13 protein-coding genes and 1 pseudogene are annotated in these 14945 nt (G+C 73.1%); 10 read left to right on the forward strand and 4 right to left on the reverse strand.

All coding sequences use genetic code 11. From position 1 onward, the window contains the following. Positions 1 to 18: 18 nt before the first annotated feature. From ACZ4M5_RS01975 to ACZ4M5_RS01985, 3 genes are all read left to right on the forward strand, one after another. Entirely contained in the window at positions 19 to 1377 is a 1359-nt protein-coding gene (locus ACZ4M5_RS01975; RefSeq protein WP_467732059.1) for a GH1 family beta-glucosidase, read from the forward strand. A gap of 124 nt (positions 1378 to 1501) precedes the next feature. Beyond that, positions 1502 to 3379: a discoidin domain-containing protein gene (locus ACZ4M5_RS01980; RefSeq protein ID WP_467732061.1), complete on the forward strand. Its 1878-nt coding sequence runs from the start codon at positions 1502 to 1504 to the stop codon at positions 3377 to 3379. A gap of 133 nt (positions 3380 to 3512) precedes the next feature. Further along, positions 3513 to 4055, forward strand: a complete 543-nt coding sequence (locus ACZ4M5_RS01985) for a hypothetical protein (protein WP_467732063.1) — start codon at positions 3513 to 3515, stop codon at positions 4053 to 4055. Positions 4056 to 4063: 8 nt separating this feature from the next. On the opposite strand, the gene ACZ4M5_RS01990 is transcribed toward ACZ4M5_RS01985, so the two are convergent. Next, positions 4064 to 5023, reverse strand: a complete 960-nt coding sequence (locus ACZ4M5_RS01990; RefSeq protein WP_467732065.1) for an ATP-binding protein — start codon at positions 5021 to 5023, stop codon at positions 4064 to 4066. Positions 5024 to 5120: 97 nt separating this feature from the next. Then, positions 5121 to 5897 (reverse strand): CDP-alcohol phosphatidyltransferase family protein, encoded by a 777-nt coding sequence (locus ACZ4M5_RS01995; protein ID WP_467732067.1) that lies wholly within the window; start codon positions 5895 to 5897, stop codon positions 5121 to 5123. A gap of 108 nt (positions 5898 to 6005) precedes the next feature. On the opposite strand from ACZ4M5_RS01995, the gene ACZ4M5_RS02000 reads away from it, so the two are divergent. The 5 genes and pseudogenes from ACZ4M5_RS02000 to ACZ4M5_RS02020 form a co-directional block, all read left to right on the forward strand. After that, positions 6006 to 6986, forward strand: a complete 981-nt coding sequence (locus tag ACZ4M5_RS02000) for a zinc-dependent alcohol dehydrogenase (protein ID WP_467732069.1) — start codon at positions 6006 to 6008, stop codon at positions 6984 to 6986. 205 nt (positions 6987 to 7191) lie between these two features. Next, entirely contained in the window at positions 7192 to 7590 is a 399-nt protein-coding gene (locus tag ACZ4M5_RS02005) for a 6-carboxytetrahydropterin synthase (RefSeq protein WP_086842069.1), read from the forward strand. Beyond that, positions 7587 to 8792: a glycosyltransferase family 4 protein gene (locus tag ACZ4M5_RS02010; protein ID WP_467732071.1), complete on the forward strand. Its 1206-nt coding sequence runs from the start codon at positions 7587 to 7589 to the stop codon at positions 8790 to 8792. The genes ACZ4M5_RS02005 and ACZ4M5_RS02010 overlap by 4 nt, the downstream gene beginning before the upstream one ends. Continuing rightward, positions 8789 to 9865, forward strand: coding sequence for a class I SAM-dependent methyltransferase (locus tag ACZ4M5_RS02015; RefSeq protein ID WP_467732073.1), 1077 nt, complete (start codon positions 8789 to 8791; stop codon positions 9863 to 9865). Before ACZ4M5_RS02010 ends, ACZ4M5_RS02015 begins: the two co-directional genes overlap by 4 nt. Further along, a pseudogene (locus ACZ4M5_RS02020) lies at positions 9862 to 10815 on the forward strand (lysylphosphatidylglycerol synthase transmembrane domain-containing protein); the annotation flags it as partial. The gene ACZ4M5_RS02015 and the pseudogene ACZ4M5_RS02020, both read left to right, overlap by 4 nt. A gap of 164 nt (positions 10816 to 10979) precedes the next feature. Here the strand turns inward: ACZ4M5_RS02020 and ACZ4M5_RS02025 are convergent. After that, positions 10980 to 11708 carry a creatininase family protein gene (locus ACZ4M5_RS02025; protein WP_467732075.1) on the reverse strand — a complete coding sequence of 243 codons (729 nt, stop codon included), beginning with the start codon at positions 11706 to 11708 and terminating at the stop codon, positions 10980 to 10982. Positions 11709 to 11749: 41 nt separating this feature from the next. Here ACZ4M5_RS02025 and ribA point away from each other — a divergent pair, with 41 nt between their 5' ends. Together ribA and ACZ4M5_RS02035 are read left to right on the forward strand one after the other, a co-directional pair. Next, positions 11750 to 12409, forward strand: coding sequence for a GTP cyclohydrolase II (gene ribA, locus ACZ4M5_RS02030; RefSeq protein ID WP_451879528.1), 660 nt, complete (start codon positions 11750 to 11752; stop codon positions 12407 to 12409). A 148-nt stretch (positions 12410 to 12557) separates the two neighbouring features. After that, a complete protein-coding gene (locus ACZ4M5_RS02035; RefSeq protein ID WP_467732078.1) occupies positions 12558 to 13607 on the forward strand; it encodes a saccharopine dehydrogenase in 1050 nt (349 codons plus the stop codon). Between the two features lie 62 nt (positions 13608 to 13669). On the opposite strand, the gene ACZ4M5_RS02040 is transcribed toward ACZ4M5_RS02035, so the two are convergent. Continuing rightward, positions 13670 to 14899, reverse strand: coding sequence for a serine hydrolase domain-containing protein (locus ACZ4M5_RS02040; RefSeq protein WP_467732080.1), 1230 nt, complete (start codon positions 14897 to 14899; stop codon positions 13670 to 13672). Positions 14900 to 14945: the final 46 nt, after the last annotated feature.

The following is a 14945-nucleotide window of genomic DNA, read 5'->3' on the forward strand; positions in this document are numbered from 1 at the left end:
GTTCTCGAAGGGACTTCCGTGACCATCGACCTCGCCGCACTCCCGCACGACTTCTTGTGGGGCACGGCCACCTCGGCGTACCAGATCGAGGGAGCCGTGGCGGAGGACGGCCGCTCGCCGTCGATCTGGGACACGTTCTCGCACACCCCGGGCAAGACCGCCGGGGGCGACCACGGCGACGTCGCCTGCGACCACTACCACCGCTGGCGCGAGGACATCGGCCTGATGCGCCGGCTCGGCGTGAACGCCTACCGCCTCTCGGTCGCCTGGCCCCGCGTCGTCCCCGGCGGCGACGGCCCCGTCAACGCCAAGGGCCTGGCCTTCTACGACGAGTTGATCGACGGGCTGCTGGAGGCCGGCATCACCCCGTCCGTCACCCTGTACCACTGGGACCTGCCGCAGGCGCTCCAGGACCGCGGAGGCTGGCCGGAGCGTGACACGGCCCACGCGTTCGCGGAGTACGCCTCGGTCGTCGCCGAGCGGCTCGGCGACCGCGTCAGCCACTGGGCCACCCTCAACGAGCCCTTGTGCTCGGCGTGGATCGGCCACCTCGAAGGCAAGATGGCCCCCGGCTGGACGGACCTGACCGCCGCCGTCCGCGCCTCCTACCACCTGCTGCTGGGGCACGGCCTCGCGGCCCGGGCGATCCGGGCGGCGGTTCCGGACGCCCAGGTCGGCATCGTCAACAACCTCTCCACCATCCACGCCGCCTCCGACCGCCCCGAGGACCTCGCCGCCGCCCGCCGCATGGACGGCCACACCAACCGCTGGTGGCTCGACCCGGTGCACGGCCGCGGCTTCCCGGACGACATGCGCGAGGTCTACGGCGTCGAACTCCCGGAGCAGCCGGGCGACTCGGCGGCCATCGCGGCGCCGCTGGACTGGCTGGGCCTGAACTACTACTTCCCGCAGACCGTCGCCGACGACCCCGAGGGCCCGGCGCCGTACGCCCGTGCCGTGCGCCGCGAGGGGGTCCCGCGCACCGGCATGGACTGGGAGATCGACGCGAGCGGCATCGAGACGCTGCTGCTGCGCCTCACCGAGGACTACGGGGCACGCCGGCTGTACGTCACGGAGAACGGCTCCGCCTTCCCCGACGTCGTCCGCCCCGACGGCACCGTCGACGACCCCGAACGGCAGGACTACCTGCTGGGCCACCTGGCCGCCTGCGCCTCGGCCGCCCGCAAGGGCGCCCCGCTGGCCGGGTACTTCGCCTGGTCCCTGCTGGACAACTTCGAGTGGGCCTACGGCTACGAGAAGCGCTTCGGCCTGGTCCACGTCGACTACGCGACGCAGCGCCGCACGATCAAGGGCACGGGCCACCGGTACGCCGACGTGGTCCGGTCCCACCGCCATCAGGCGCGCAAGGCGGCCTGAACCACGAACGCCGGGGTGGGCGAGGAACGCGGGAGTCCACGCCCACCCCGGCTTCACCTCCCGCGACTGTCAGGTGCACGTCAGTACACCCTGTAGGCACGTCCCCCCACCGGAGGAGCAAGCCATGCCGTCCCGTACGCCCCGCACCCTCCTGACCGCCCTCGCCGCACTGGCCCTGCTCTCCGCGGGCCCGGCCTTCGCGGCCCCCGCCCCGCCGGCACCCGCCGCGGCCGCCGCCTGGGACACGGACCGCGCTGCCGCCGCGTACGCCGTGAACCCGGCCGCCGTCACGGCCTCCGGCAGCGAGAACCCCGACACCGCCCCGGGCCGCGCCTTCGACGGCAACGGCTCCACCCGCTGGTCCAGCGACTTCGCCGACAACGCCTGGATCCGCGTCGACCTGGGCTCCACGATCCGGGTCGACCGCGTCGTCCTGGACTGGGAGGCGGCCTACGGCAAGCGCTACGTCCTGGAGTCCTCCAGGAACGGCACCGACTGGACGCCCTTCTTCACCGAGACGGCCGGCACCGGCGGCTCGGTCACCGCCCACACCCACCCCCAGGAGGTCACCGCCCGCTACGTCCGCCTCCGCGGCGTCGAACGCGCCACCCCCTACGGCTACTCGCTGTGGTCCATGAAGATCTACGGCGGCGAACCGGCCCCCGCCTCCACCACCCGCACCAACCTCGCCCTCCACCACCCGGCGTACGCCAACTACCACCAGCACGCGGGCAACTCCCCGGCGTACGTCACGGACGGCGGCCGGCCCGCCGACCTCAAGGCCGACATCAGCCGCTGGTCGAGCGACTGGAACGCGGACCGCTGGGTCTCCGTCGACCTGGGCGCCACCTCCACGATCGACACGGTCGACCTCTACTGGGAGGCGGCCTACGCCGTCGACTACGAAGTCCAGGTGTCCGACGACAACCGCACCTGGCGCACGGTGTACCGCCCCTCGTCCGCCGAGGTCGCCACGCGCCGCGCGAACGTGAAGTCACCGGCGGAGGCGGTCGGCCTGCACGACTCGATCCGCCTTCCGCAACCCGTCACGGGCCGCTACGTCCGCATGCTCGGCAAGGAACGCCGCTCCTTCTTCAACCCCGCCCCCGCCACCGCCCAGTTCGGCTACTCCCTCTACGAGTTCGAGGTCTGGGGCACCGGCGGCAGCGCGACGGCCGCCTACCCGCCGCTGCCCGCCGAGCGGCCGGGCAGCTACCGCACCACGTTCTTCGACGACTTCACCACCTCCGGACTCGACCGCTCCAAGTGGCGGGTGGTGCGCACCGGCACGGAGATGGGCTCGGTCAACGGCGAGGCGCAGGCGTACGTCGACTCGCCGGACACCATCCGCACCGAGAACGGCGCGCTGGTGCTGTCGGCCAAGTACTGCAAGGGCTGCACCCGGGCGGGCGGCGCCACCTACGACTTCACCTCCGGCCGCATCGACACCCACACCCGCTTCGACTTCACCTACGGCAAGGTCAGCGCCCGCATGAAACTCCCCGTCGGCGACGGCTTCTGGCCGGCGTTCTGGCTCCTGGGCAGTGACGTCGACGACCCCTCGGTCGGCTGGCCGTCCTCCGGCGAGACCGACATCATGGAGAACATCGGCTACGCGGACTGGACCAGCACCGCCCTGCACGGCCCCGGCTACTCGGCCGACGGCAACATCGGCGCCCGCCAGACGTATCCCGGCGGCGGCCGGGCGGACCAGTGGCACACGTACGCGGTCGAATGGACCCCGACGACGATGCGCTTCCTCGTCGACGACCGCCTGGTCCAGGAGACGACCCGCAACAAGCTGGAGTCCACCCGCGGCCAGTGGGTCTTCGACCACAACCAGTACGTCATCCTCAACCTGGCCCTGGGCGGCGCGTACCCGGCCGGCTGGAACAAGGTCACGACCCCGTACTGGGGCCTGCCGCAGTCGAGCGTGGACCGGATCGCCGGTGGGGGAGTGCGGGCGGAGGTGGACTGGGTTCGGGTGGAGCAGAAGGGCTGATGCCCGCCGCCCACCGGGGCGACCACACGTTCGGGTGATGCGTCGCGGGGCGGGCACCCGTCCGCCCCGTGAGCCGTTCGTGCTGGTGACGGGACTTGCCGTCCCCTCACCAGCACAGCGACGGGAGCACATCATGGGCCTGCACTTCCACCGGAACCCGGACGGCACGACGACCGGGCGCAACGAGGCGAACGGGTTCACCGTGACGCTGGCCGACGCCGAAGAGGTGAAGCGGCAGTTGTACGAGGACGCGGGGTGGGAGTACAGCCCGCCACCGCCTCCGGTGCCCTCCGGGTTCCACCGGTTCACCCTGGTGCACGAGGAGTTCCGGGACCCGCCGTGCGGCGACGAGCGGTATGCGGGGCTGCGGGCGAGTCCGCCCGAGGGGTGCGTCGCCGTGGACCGGGGGTGGTTCGCCCTGGAGTGTGAGCGGCCGGGCAAGACGCTCGTGGACGCGGTCGCCGGTACCGTCGCGGAGGTGCGCCGCGAGCACGGGCTGGTGATGAACAGCCTGGGCGTCGACAAACCCCAGGAGTGGTTCGACTCGGGCCACAAGGACGGACATGCGGCCGAGATCGTCGCGCATCTGGTGCTCATGGCCGCCGGCCGCGCCCGGCTGCTCGGTTACCGGCGCAAGGACGTGGTCCGGCTCCTCGACGCCACCGGGATCGAGTAGCGCGGGTCTCAGTCCAAGGCCGCCGGGCCCGGGACGTACTCCGGGTCGACCTGCGCTGCCAGGTCCTCTCCTGTGCGGGCGTCCGCCCATGCGCGGACGTTGCGCAGGTGGGACTCCACCGCGTGGCGGTGCAGCCGGTCCCAGTCGCGGACCTCGGCGTCGACGGTCTCGCGCAGCACGCGCAGGGCGTGGAGGTTGTGCGGTTCCAGGGAGGCCAGGGCGTCGAGGCCCGGCTCCGTGCGGCCCTGTTCCGCCGCGCGGACCCAGGGGGACTGCACGAAGTGCGTCAGCAGGTCGTCCCCGACCTGCTGCTTGAGGAAGAGGAGGTCGTCCTCGCAGGTCACCTTGTTGCCGACGACGGCGATGCGGATGCCGAACTGCTCGGCGTGGTCGCGGTACTGGCGGTAGACCGACACGCCCTTCCGGGTCGGTTCGGCCACCAGGAACGTGAGGTCGAAGCGGGTGAACAGGCCGGAGGCGAAGGCGTCGGCGCCGGCGGTCATGTCCACCACGACGTACTCGCCGGGGCCGTCCACCAGGTGGCTCAGGTACAGCTCCACCCCGCCGAGCTTGGAGTGGTAGCAGGCCACGCCGAGGTCCGAGTCGTCGAACTCGCCCGTGACCATGAGGGGGACGCCACCGGCCCGGCCCACATGGCGGGCGTGCAGGTCGTCGTCGCCGAGCGGGCGCAGCAGACGGGAGCCGCGGCCCGGCGGGGTCGTCTTGATCATCGCCTCGGCGGACGGGACGCGCGGGTTGCTGCCGCGCAGATGGTCCTTGATCTCGGTCAGGTGCGCGCCGAGGGGAGGGGCGGCCACCTCCTCGCCGCCGAGGGCCTCGGCCAGGTGCTGGTTGATGTCGCCGTCGATGGCGAGGACCGGGGCACCGGAGCGCGCCAGGTGGCGGGAGAAGAGCGCCGACAGCGTGGTCTTGCCGCTGCCGCCCTTGCCGACGAACGCGACCCTCACGACCGTTCCACCTTTTTGAAAATGGATGTCATGTCGACAGGTTTAGGGAGTGAGCGACGATGCTGTCAAATCGCTTGGGCCGTTCGGGAGCCGGCCCTCAGCCCGCGACCAGCTCCGGTACCGGGCGCGCTACCGGCGACTGCCCGGGCCGCGAGGTCGTGGTGCGCTGCCGGCGGTACAGCCACAGCACGTCCCGCCCGAACGACCAGACGAGCAGGGCCAGAGCCAGCGCGGCCACCGCGAAGTTCGCGGCGTACGGCAGCAGTCCGGCGCCCGCCAGCAGCAGGAGCACCCCCTGCAGCGCGGCGACCGTCTTGCGCGCGGTGCTCGGCGGGAGCGCCGCCGTCAGCCAGGGCCAGACACGGGCAGCGGCGACGAAGACGTACCGCATGCCGCCGATCAGCAGGACCCAGGGGCCGAGCTGCGTCGACACGTACACGCTCAGCACCAGGATGAGGAAGGCGTCCACCTCCATGTCGAAGCGCGCGCCCAGCGGGGTCGAGGTGCCGGTGCGGCGGGCCACCTTGCCATCGACACCGTCCAGGATCAGCGCCACCGCGGTCAGGCCGACGAACAGCGACACGGGCGGCGAACTCTGGAAGGAGTCCGCCACCAGGGCGGTCACACCGCCGACGAGGGTGGCCCGGCCGAGGGTGACCCGGTTCGCCGCGCCGAAGCTGCGCAGACCGGACCGGTGCAGGGCCCGGGAGAGCACCGCCCAGGTGGCGACCGCGAACGCGAGGCCGCTCAGCCAGCCCGCCGGGCCCATCCCGATCGCCGTGCCGATCAGGGCCAGCAGCAGCACCTGCACACCCGCCCCCAGGGCGGTCTCCTGCTGGACGAGCCTCGCGTCGTACGTGTTGTTCAGGGCCACCGAACACCCTCCGGCCGTGTGACAGAGTCGATCAAGGCCGCTACCTTGTGCGCGGCCCGTGCACCCCTCGGTACGCAAGCCGGTTGCCGATCGTTCAGGAGGACTTCGATGAAGCAGACGGGACGCGCGTTCTGGATCGACGCCCCCGGGCGAGGTGTCGTCCGGGACGTCGAGGTGCCCGCGCCTGGCCCTGACGAGGTGCTGGTCCGCGCGCTGTACTCCGGGGTCAGCCGCGGCACGGAGACGCTCGTCTTCCGCGGCGGCGTGCCCGCCGGACAGCACACGGCCATGCGGGCGCCGTTCCAGGAGGGCGACTTCCCGGGGCCGGTCAAGTACGGCTACCTCAGCGTCGGCGTGGTGGAGGAGGGCCCCGCGTCGCTCGCCGGCCGGACGGTGTTCTGCCTCTTCCCGCACCAGAGCCGGTACGTCGTGCCGGCGAGCGCCGTGACGCCCGTGCCCGACGGGGTGCCCGCCGAACGGGCCGTGCTCGCCGGCACGGTGGAGACCGCGGTGAACGCCCTGTGGGACGCGGCGCCCCTGCTCGGCGACCGGATCGCGGTGGTCGGCGGCGGCATGGTCGGCTGCTCGGTCGCCGCCCTGCTCGGGCGGTTCCCCGGCGTGCGTGTCCAGCTCGTCGACGCCGATCCGTCCCGCGCGGGCACCGCCGAGGCGCTGGGCGTCGGCTTCGCGGCCCCGCAGGACGCCCTCGGCGACTGCGACCTGGTGGTGCACGCCAGCGCCACCGAGCAGGGCCTGGCCCGCTCCCTGGAACTCCTCGCCGCCGAGGGCACCGTCATCGAGCTGAGCTGGTACGGCGACCGGACCGTGAGCCTGCCGCTCGGCGAGGGCTTCCACTCGCGGCGTCTGGCCATCCGCTCCAGCCAGGTCGGCACCGTCTCGCCGGCCCGGCCCGGCCGCACCTACGCCGACCGTCTCGCCCTCGCCCTCGACCTGCTCGCCGACCCGGCCCTGGACGCCTTGATCACCGGGGAGTCGGCCTTCGAGGACCTGCCGGACGTCCTGCCGAAGCTGGCCTCGGGCGAGATCCCGGCGCTGTGCCACCGCATCCGTTACGGCACGGGTGACTGAAGTACAACCGCAGGACGAGCGGGCCCGGCAGGTCCGGCGCCCGCCCGTCCGTCCCGCCGGGCGGGGCGTCACGGGCACACCGGTGCCTGACCTTGAGAAAAGACGTAGCGGAGGCTGAACGGGGGAAGGGAAGGAGCCGTACTACTCGGCATCCCCGGCAGCCATCAGCAGGGGAGCAGACGCGCCGCACCTGGAGGGTCGTCCGTTGTTCAGCATCACCGTCCGCGATCACATCATGATCGCCCACAGCTTCCACGGCGAGGTCTTCGGACCGGCGCAGCGCCTGCACGGGGCCACGTTCCTCGTCGATGCCACGTTCCGGCGCGAACAGCTGGACGAGGACAACATCGTCGTCGACATCGGGCTCGCCACCCAGGAACTGGGAGCGGTGGTCAGCGAGCTGAACTACCGCAATCTCGACAACGAGCCGGACTTCGCCGGGGTCAACACCTCCACGGAGTTCCTCGCCAAGGTCATCGCCGACCGGCTCGCCGAGCGCATCCACAAGGGGGCCCTGGGCGAGGGCGCCAAGGGCATCGCCGGCCTCACGGTCACCCTGCACGAGTCGCACATCGCCTGGGCGAGTTACGAGCGTGCGCTGTGACCGACACGACCGTCGAACGGCCCGGGCAGAGCGGGCCGGCGCCCGCGCGGCTGAATTATGTTCCCGTGCAGCACGCCCCCCTGAAGAACGCCGAGATCATCCCCATGTCCCTGCGCACCGTGCACTTCGTGCTGCCGGGCGGCGTCGACGACCCCGCGGCGCCCAGCGGCGGCAACGCCTACGACCGCCGGGTCTGCCTCGATCTGCCCGGATTCGGCTGGCAGGTGACCAAGCACGCGGTCGCCGGTGAGTGGCCCCGGCCCGCGGCCGAGGCCCGTACGGAACTGGCCCGCACGCTGGCCGCGTTGCCCGACGGGGCCGTCGTCCTGCTCGACGGGCTCGTGGCCTGCGGGGTGCCGGAGATCGTCGTGCCGGAGACGGAGCGGCTGCGCATGGCCGTCCTCGTCCACCTGCCGCTCGGCGACGAGACCGGCCTCGACCCGGCCGTGGCCGCGGAACTGGACGCCCGGGAGCGGACCGTGCTGCGGGCGGTGCCCGCGGTGGTCGCCACCAGCGACTGGGCCGTCCGCCGGCTCGTCGCGCACCACGGACTGCCCCCCGAGCGGGTGCACGTCGCGGCCCCCGGTGCCGACATCGCGCCGCTCGCGCCCGGCACCGACGGGGTCTCCCGGCTGCTGTGCGTGGCCGCCGTGACCCCGCGCAAGGGCCAGCACCGGCTGGTGGAGGCCCTGGCCGCGGTGGCCGACCTGCCGTGGAGCTGCGTGTGCGTCGGCGGACTGAACCAGGACCCGGAGTACGTCGCGCACCTGCGGTCCCTGATCGCCCGGCACGGGCTCGAGGACCGGCTGGAGCTGGCCGGGCCGAAGACCGGTGCCGCGCTCGACGCGAGTTACGCCACCGCCGACCTGATGGTCCTCACCTCCTACGCGGAGACGTACGGCATGGCCGTGACCGAGGCGCTGGCCCGGGGCATCCCCGTGCTGGCGACGGACGTGGGCGGGCTGCCGGAGGCGGTCGGGCGCGCTCCCGACGGCGGGGTGCCCGGCATCCTGGTGCCGCCGGAGAACCCCGTCGCGATCGCCGCCGAACTGCGCGGCTGGTTCGGCGAGGCGGACGTACGGCGCCGGCTCAAGGCCGCGGCCCGCAGCCGCCGCGCCGCCCTCGGCGGCTGGGCGGCCACCGCACAGAGCCTGGCGACGGTGCTGCACCGGCTGCCGACCGAGCCCCGGAGGGCCGCATGACGAACCCGGCGACGACCCGGAACAGCGGGACGATACCGGCGCAGCCGGGACCCAGGGAGGCGGTCGAGGTGATGGACGACGAGGGTGCGGGCAGCGAACGTGCCGCGCGGGCGGAGGCCGGTCACGGTTCCGTGCCCGCCGCCCCGCGGACGTCCCCCGGCGGGGTCATCCCCGGCGCGGGCCCCAGCGGCAAGCCGGGCTCGCGGCCCACGCTGAAGCTGCGCGAGGCCGACCCCGACGACCCGCCGCGCTACGCGCCGGAGTGGCTGCAGTTGCGCGAACCGGCCGACGCCGCGGCACGGGCGCACGATCTGCTCGACCCGCTGCGGATCCGGCTCGCCGACATGCCCGGCCGGCCGGGTGGGGTCGTCGTCCACGACCTGGGCTGCGGCACCGGTTCGATGGGCCGCTGGCTCGCGCCCCGCCTCGACGGCGCGCAGCACTGGATCCTGCACGACCGCGACCCCTACCTGCTGCACTTCGCCGCCGTGGGCTCCCCGCGCTCGGCCGCCGACGGCAGCCGGGTCTCGGTGGAGACGCGGCGCGGCGACGTCGCCCGCCTCACCCCGGACGCCCTCCAGGGGGCGTCCTTGGTCACCGCGTCCGCTCTGCTCGACGTCCTCACGCGCGAGGAGGTCGGGACGCTCGCCGCCGCGTGTGCCGGAGCGGGGTGCCCCGCACTGCTGACCCTGTCCGTCGCCGGTCGCGTGGAGCTGACGCCGTCCCACCCGCTGGACGAGGAGATCGCCCAGGCGTTCAACGACCACCAGCGCCGGGACGGTCTGCTCGGCCCCGACGCGGTGACGGTGGCGGCAGAGGCGTTCTCCGAGCACGGCGCGACCGTACGGCTGCATCCGAGTCCCTGGCGGCTCGGGCCGGAGCAGGCCGCGCTGACCGAGCAGTGGCTGCGGGGCTGGGTCGGCGCAGCCGTCGAGGAACGGCCCGGACTGAAGGCGCAGGCCGACGACTATCTGGCCGACCGGCTGGAAGCGTGCGCCGCGGGCGAGTTGCGGGTCACCGTCCACCACACCGACCTCCTGGCCCTGTGCCCTGCGGTGGGCGGAGCGTCATGACCGCACAGGCCCCGGGCGTGCGCGCGGTGCCGTCGGGCGGGGCGGCGACGGTGTCGCGGACCCGCCGTGCCGCCCTGGCGCGTCTGGCCTCGCCCCAGGTCCGTACGCACCTGGGGACCGCCGCGGGCGTCGCCATCCTCGGCGTGCTGTTCTGGCGCCTGGGAACCGGGGTCTTCCTGGACGGGCTGCGGCGGATCGACGCCGGCGCCGTGATGCTCGCGCTCGGCATCGGGCTCGTCACCACCGTGTGCAGTGCCTGGCGGTGGATGGCCGTGGCCCGGGGCCTGAGGATCCGGCTGCCGTTCGGGGCGGCCGTGGCCGACTACTACCGTGCGCTGTTCCTGAACGCCGCCCTGCCCGGCGGCATCCTCGGCGACGTGCACCGGGCCGTGCGGCACGGGCAGAGCGAAGGCGACGTACGGCGGGGCGTGAAAGCGGTCGTGCTGGAACGGACGGCCGGGCAGGCCGCCCTGGTCGTCCTCGGGGCCGTGGTGCTGCTGACCATGCCGTCCCCGGTCCTGGACAAGGCCCGGCACGCCGCCCCGCTCGCGGGCCTGGCCGCACTCGGCGCGCTCGCCGTCGTGCTCGCCCTGCGGACGAACCGCGCGTCGTCTCCGCGCCGGGGCGGAAGGCTGTGGGCGACGCTCGCCGGAGCCCGGGAGGGACTGCTGTCCCGGCGCAACGGGCCCGCGGTGGTTGTCTCCTCCGTGGTGGTGCTGGCGGGTTACGTCGCCATGTTCGTCCTCGCCGCCCGCGTCGCCGGGACCGCCGCCTCCGTAGCCGTCCTGCTGCCCCTGGCCGTCCTCGCCCTGCTGGCGATGGGCCTGCCGCTGAACGTCGGGGGCTGGGGCCCGCGGGAGGGCGTCACCGCCTGGGCGTTCGGCGCCGCCGGTCTGGGCGCCGGCCGGGGACTCGCCGTCGCGGTGGTCTACGGGGTGCTGAGCCTCGTGGCGAGCCTGCCCGGCGTCGTCGTGCTCGTGGCCCGCTGGTACGCGGGACTGCGCGCCGGGTCCCGGTCCGCCGAGGCGGCCCCGGTACCCGGTCACGCACCGGCCGGCCCGGTACCCGGTCACGTACCGGCCGGCCCGGTACCCGGTCACGTACCGGCGGCCGGCTACGCGTCGGAGGTCATCATCGAGAAATACGTCCCGAAGGATTCCGCCAGGCTCGCCAGGAGTTCTTTCCCCTTTTCCGCCGAACCCAGTGAAGGACGCCCGATGACACCGGAATCGGTATAGCCGGACATGCCGAGGGTGAGTAGATGACGACGGTCGTCAGCGACGAAATCGGAAGTCTCGTAACCGGGTCGGAGCATTTCGGGATGAGCGTGCAGCAGGACGGACGTCTCGATTTCCCCCGCGTGCATGTCGGTCAGCAGCGAGGTGACCACGCCCGCCCGCTGCCGCGCCGCCTCCCAGTCCTCCGGGGCCGGGAAGAGGGCCATCCGCTCCCCGCGGGCGGAGGCCTCCTGGACGACGTTGCCCAGCACGTAGTTGCCGCCGTGCCCGTTGACCACCACCAGGGCGTCCACCCCGGAGCGGCGCAGCGAGGCCGCGATGTCCCGCACCACCGCGTGGAGGGTCACCGCGGAGATGCTCACCGTCCCCGGCCAGGCCGCGTGCTCGTGCGAGCAGGAGATCGTCACCGGAGGAAGGAGGTGCACCGGGTACGCGCCGGCTATCTCCCGCGCGACGGCACAGGCGACGAGCGTGTCGGTCGCCAGCGGAAGGTACGGACCGTGCTGCTCGAAGCTCCCCACGGGAAGCACCGCGACCTGCCGTGAGACACCGGCCCCCCGCATCCGTACGTCTTCCGTGGTGTCCGCCGGCACCAGATCACTCATCACGTCACGGCCTTTCGTCTCTGCTTAGGAACTCGAGAATCATGACAGAAAAAATGGGCGTACTCGGCAAGAAGTCCCCGCAGCGGACCGGCGTGGAACGCGTCGTGAATGCCCCTCTGCCCACCGTCTACGGGAAATTCCAGGCCGTCGGCTATCTCGACCACGACCGCGGGGACGAACAGGTGGCCCTCGTCCACGGCGAGATAGGCACGGACGGCGTCCTGGTCCGTCTGCATTCGGAATGCCTGACCGGTGACGCGTTCGGCTCGCAGCACTGCGAGTGCGGTGACCAGCTGGACGCCGCCCTGCGCGCGGTCGCCGCGGAGGGCGCCGGTGTCGTGGTCTACCTCAGAGGGCACGAGGGCCGGGGCATCGGCCTGCTCGCCAAGCTCCGCGCCATGGCCCTGCAGGCGGAGGGCCTGGACACGGTGGAGGCCAATCTGGCCCTCGGTCTGCCGGTCGACGCCCGCGACTACGGGGTGGCCGCCCGCATCCTCGACGACCTGGGCGTGCGCTCGGTCCGGCTGATGTCCAACAACCCGCGCAAGCGGGAGGCACTGGTCGACCACGGCATCGCGGTCGCCGAGCAGGTGCCGCTGCTGATCCCGCCGTGCGAGAGCAACATCACCTACCTGCGCACCAAGCGGGAACGGCTGGACCACCACCTGCCCCACCTGGACGCGGTGGTCAGCTCCTCCTGACCGGCCGGACGGCAAGGCCCCGGGTAGGCGGGGCGACCCGGTTCGATCGGCACGTACCGGCGGCGCGGCCGCGTACGCTTCGTGGACGTCCGCCCCTTGAGCGCCGGCCTCGCGCGGCCGGCACCTCACGTCCGGAGGCCCACCCGGTATGACCGAGCTTCACCTGTGGCTGCGCCACGAGGCCCGCACGACCGAGCGACGCACACCGATCGTTCCCGACGACGCCCGGCGGCTCGTCGGGAACGGGGTGGAACTGACCGTCGAGGAGTCCCCGCAGCGCGTCTTCCCGATCGAGGACTACGCGGCGGCCGGCTGCCGTGTAGCACCCGCCGGCTCCTGGGTGACGGCGCCCCCGGACGCCGTCGTGCTCGGACTGAAGGAACTGTCCGAAGAGCCGGCCGAGCTGACCCACCGGCACATCTTCTTCGGCCACGCCTTCAAGGGCCAGCCCCAGGCGGCCCCACTGCTGCGCCGCTTCACCGCCGGGGGAGGGGCGCTGTACGACCTGGAATACCTGGTCGACGACACCGGGCGGCGCCTGGCGGCCTTCGGCTTCTGGGCCGGGTACCTGGGGGCCGCCCTGGCCGTCCTGCAGCATCGCGGGCGGCTGCGGGCGCCGCTGACGCCCACGACGAAGAAGGAACTCGACGAGAGGCTGGAACCCGCTTCCGGTGACGAGGAGTTCACCGGACTGGTCGTCGGTGCGCTGGGGCGCAGCGGACGCGGTGCCCGCCTGGCCTTCGCGGCGGCCGGCGCCGACCCCACCTGCTGGGACCTGGCCGAGACCCGGGACCTGGACCGCCCGGCCCTGCTCCGGCACGACGTGATGGTGAACGCGGTGCTCGCCACCACCCCCGTCCCGCCCTTCGTCCGCGAGCAGGACCTCGACGAACCCGGCCGGCGTCTGCGCACGTTGTGCGACGTGACCTGCGACGTCGGCTCACCGCTCAACGTCCTGCCGGTCTACGACGAGACCACCGACTGGGACGCGCCCGTACGCCGGCTGCGCGGCACCCCGCCGCTGGACCTCATCGCCATCGACAACCTGCCCTCCCTGCTGCCGCTGGAGTCCAGCACCGACTTCTCCGCGGCTCTCCTGCCCCACCTGCTCGACTTCGGTGTGTCCGGGCCCTGGGGGCGCTGCCTGGACCGCTTCCGCGAGGCCGTGCGCGCGCACGGCCTCGACCGGGGGGAGTGACAGGAGTTCGGGTTCACGTGCGGGCGGACGGTCGGCCGGGCGGACGGGTGGCCGTCCGTGGGTCAGTCCGACAGGGCCTCGTGGACGAGCCTCTTGAGGTCCTGGAAGACCGTGTGCGACGTCCTGGGGCGTACCTGCGACATGAACTGCACCGTCAGGTCGCGGCCGGGGTCCACCCAGAAGGTCGTCGTGGCCACACCGCTCCAGCCGTAGGCGCCGGGCCCGGACGGCACCCGGGTGCGGGAGGGGTCGATGACCACGGAGCAGTTGAAGCCGAAGCCCATGCCGTCGTTGCCCGGTTCGTCGTGGGCGGGACGGCTGCCGAAGGCGCGCAGGTCGGCGTCGCCGGGCAGGTGGTTGCGGGTCATCAGGTCCACCGTCCGCGGGGCCAGGAGGCGCACACCGTCCAACTCGCCCCGGCGGCGCAGCATTTCCATGAAGCGGTGGTAGTCGTGGGCCGTGCACACCATGCCGCCGCTGCCGGAGAGGAAGCGGGGCCGGCCGCGCAGCGGCAGTCCGGGGGCCGGTTCGATACCGCCGCCCTCCTTCTCCCCGTACATCTCGCACAGCCGGGGCGCCTGCTCGTCCGTGACGTGGAAACCGGCGTCGGTCATGCCGAGGGGGCCGAAGATCCGCTCGGCGCAGAACGCGTCGAGCGGCTGCCCGGACACCACCTCGACGACCCGGCCCAGGACGTTGCTGGCCACCGAGTAGTTCCACTGGGTGCCGGGCTCGAACTGCAGCGGCAGGCTCGCGTACACCTCGATCGTCTCGGCCAGGTCGGCGCCCGGCGGCACCGACGACTCCAGACCGGCCGCGCGGTACAGGGCGTCGACCGGGTGGGTGTGGTAGAAGCCGAAGGTCAGGCCCGCCGTGTGGGTCAGCAGATGCCGGACGCGTATCGGGCCGTCGGCCGGACGGGTCGTGACGTCGGGGCCGGAGCCGCCGACGTACACCCGGGGATTCGCGAAGGCCGGCAGGTGGGCGGCGACCGGGTCGTCCAGGGAGAGCCGGCCCTCCTCCACGAGCAGCAGCACGGCGACCGCGGTGACCGGCTTGGTCATCGAGTAGACGCGCCACAGCGTGTCCGGCTCGACGGGGAGATCGGCCGCGATGTCGCGCAGGCCGTGGGTGGTCAGGTGGGCGACGCGCCCGCCGCGGGCGACGGACACGAGGAAGCCCGCCAGACGTCCCGCGTCCACGAAGCGGGCGAGGTGCTCGTCCAGGCGGTCCAGCGCCCGCGGATCCAGCCCCACCGACTCCGGTCCGACCTCTTGCCGTAGCTGTGCCATCGCTCTTCCTCCGTCGCGTCCGTCGAGGTGAGAACCGGCATACCCA

Source organism: Streptomyces sp. NPDC026246, assembly GCF_055567995.1.

Coding starts and splice junctions, on each gene's coding strand:
- ACZ4M5_RS01985 (WP_467732063.1), top strand. CDS start 3,513: ATGGGCCTGCACTTCCACCGGAACCCGGACGGCACGACGACCGGGCGC.
- ACZ4M5_RS02000 (WP_467732069.1), top strand. CDS start 6,006: ATGAAGCAGACGGGACGCGCGTTCTGGATCGACGCCCCCGGGCGAGGT.
- ribA (WP_451879528.1), top strand. CDS start 11,750: ATGACAGAAAAAATGGGCGTACTCGGCAAGAAGTCCCCGCAGCGGACC.
- ACZ4M5_RS02025 (WP_467732075.1), bottom strand. CDS start 11,708: ATGAGTGATCTGGTGCCGGCGGACACCACGGAAGACGTACGGATGCGG.
- ACZ4M5_RS01980 (WP_467732061.1), top strand. CDS start 1,502: ATGCCGTCCCGTACGCCCCGCACCCTCCTGACCGCCCTCGCCGCACTG.
- ACZ4M5_RS02035 (WP_467732078.1), top strand. CDS start 12,558: ATGACCGAGCTTCACCTGTGGCTGCGCCACGAGGCCCGCACGACCGAG.
- ACZ4M5_RS02015 (WP_467732073.1), top strand. CDS start 8,789: ATGACGAACCCGGCGACGACCCGGAACAGCGGGACGATACCGGCGCAG.
- ACZ4M5_RS02040 (WP_467732080.1), bottom strand. CDS start 14,899: ATGGCACAGCTACGGCAAGAGGTCGGACCGGAGTCGGTGGGGCTGGAT.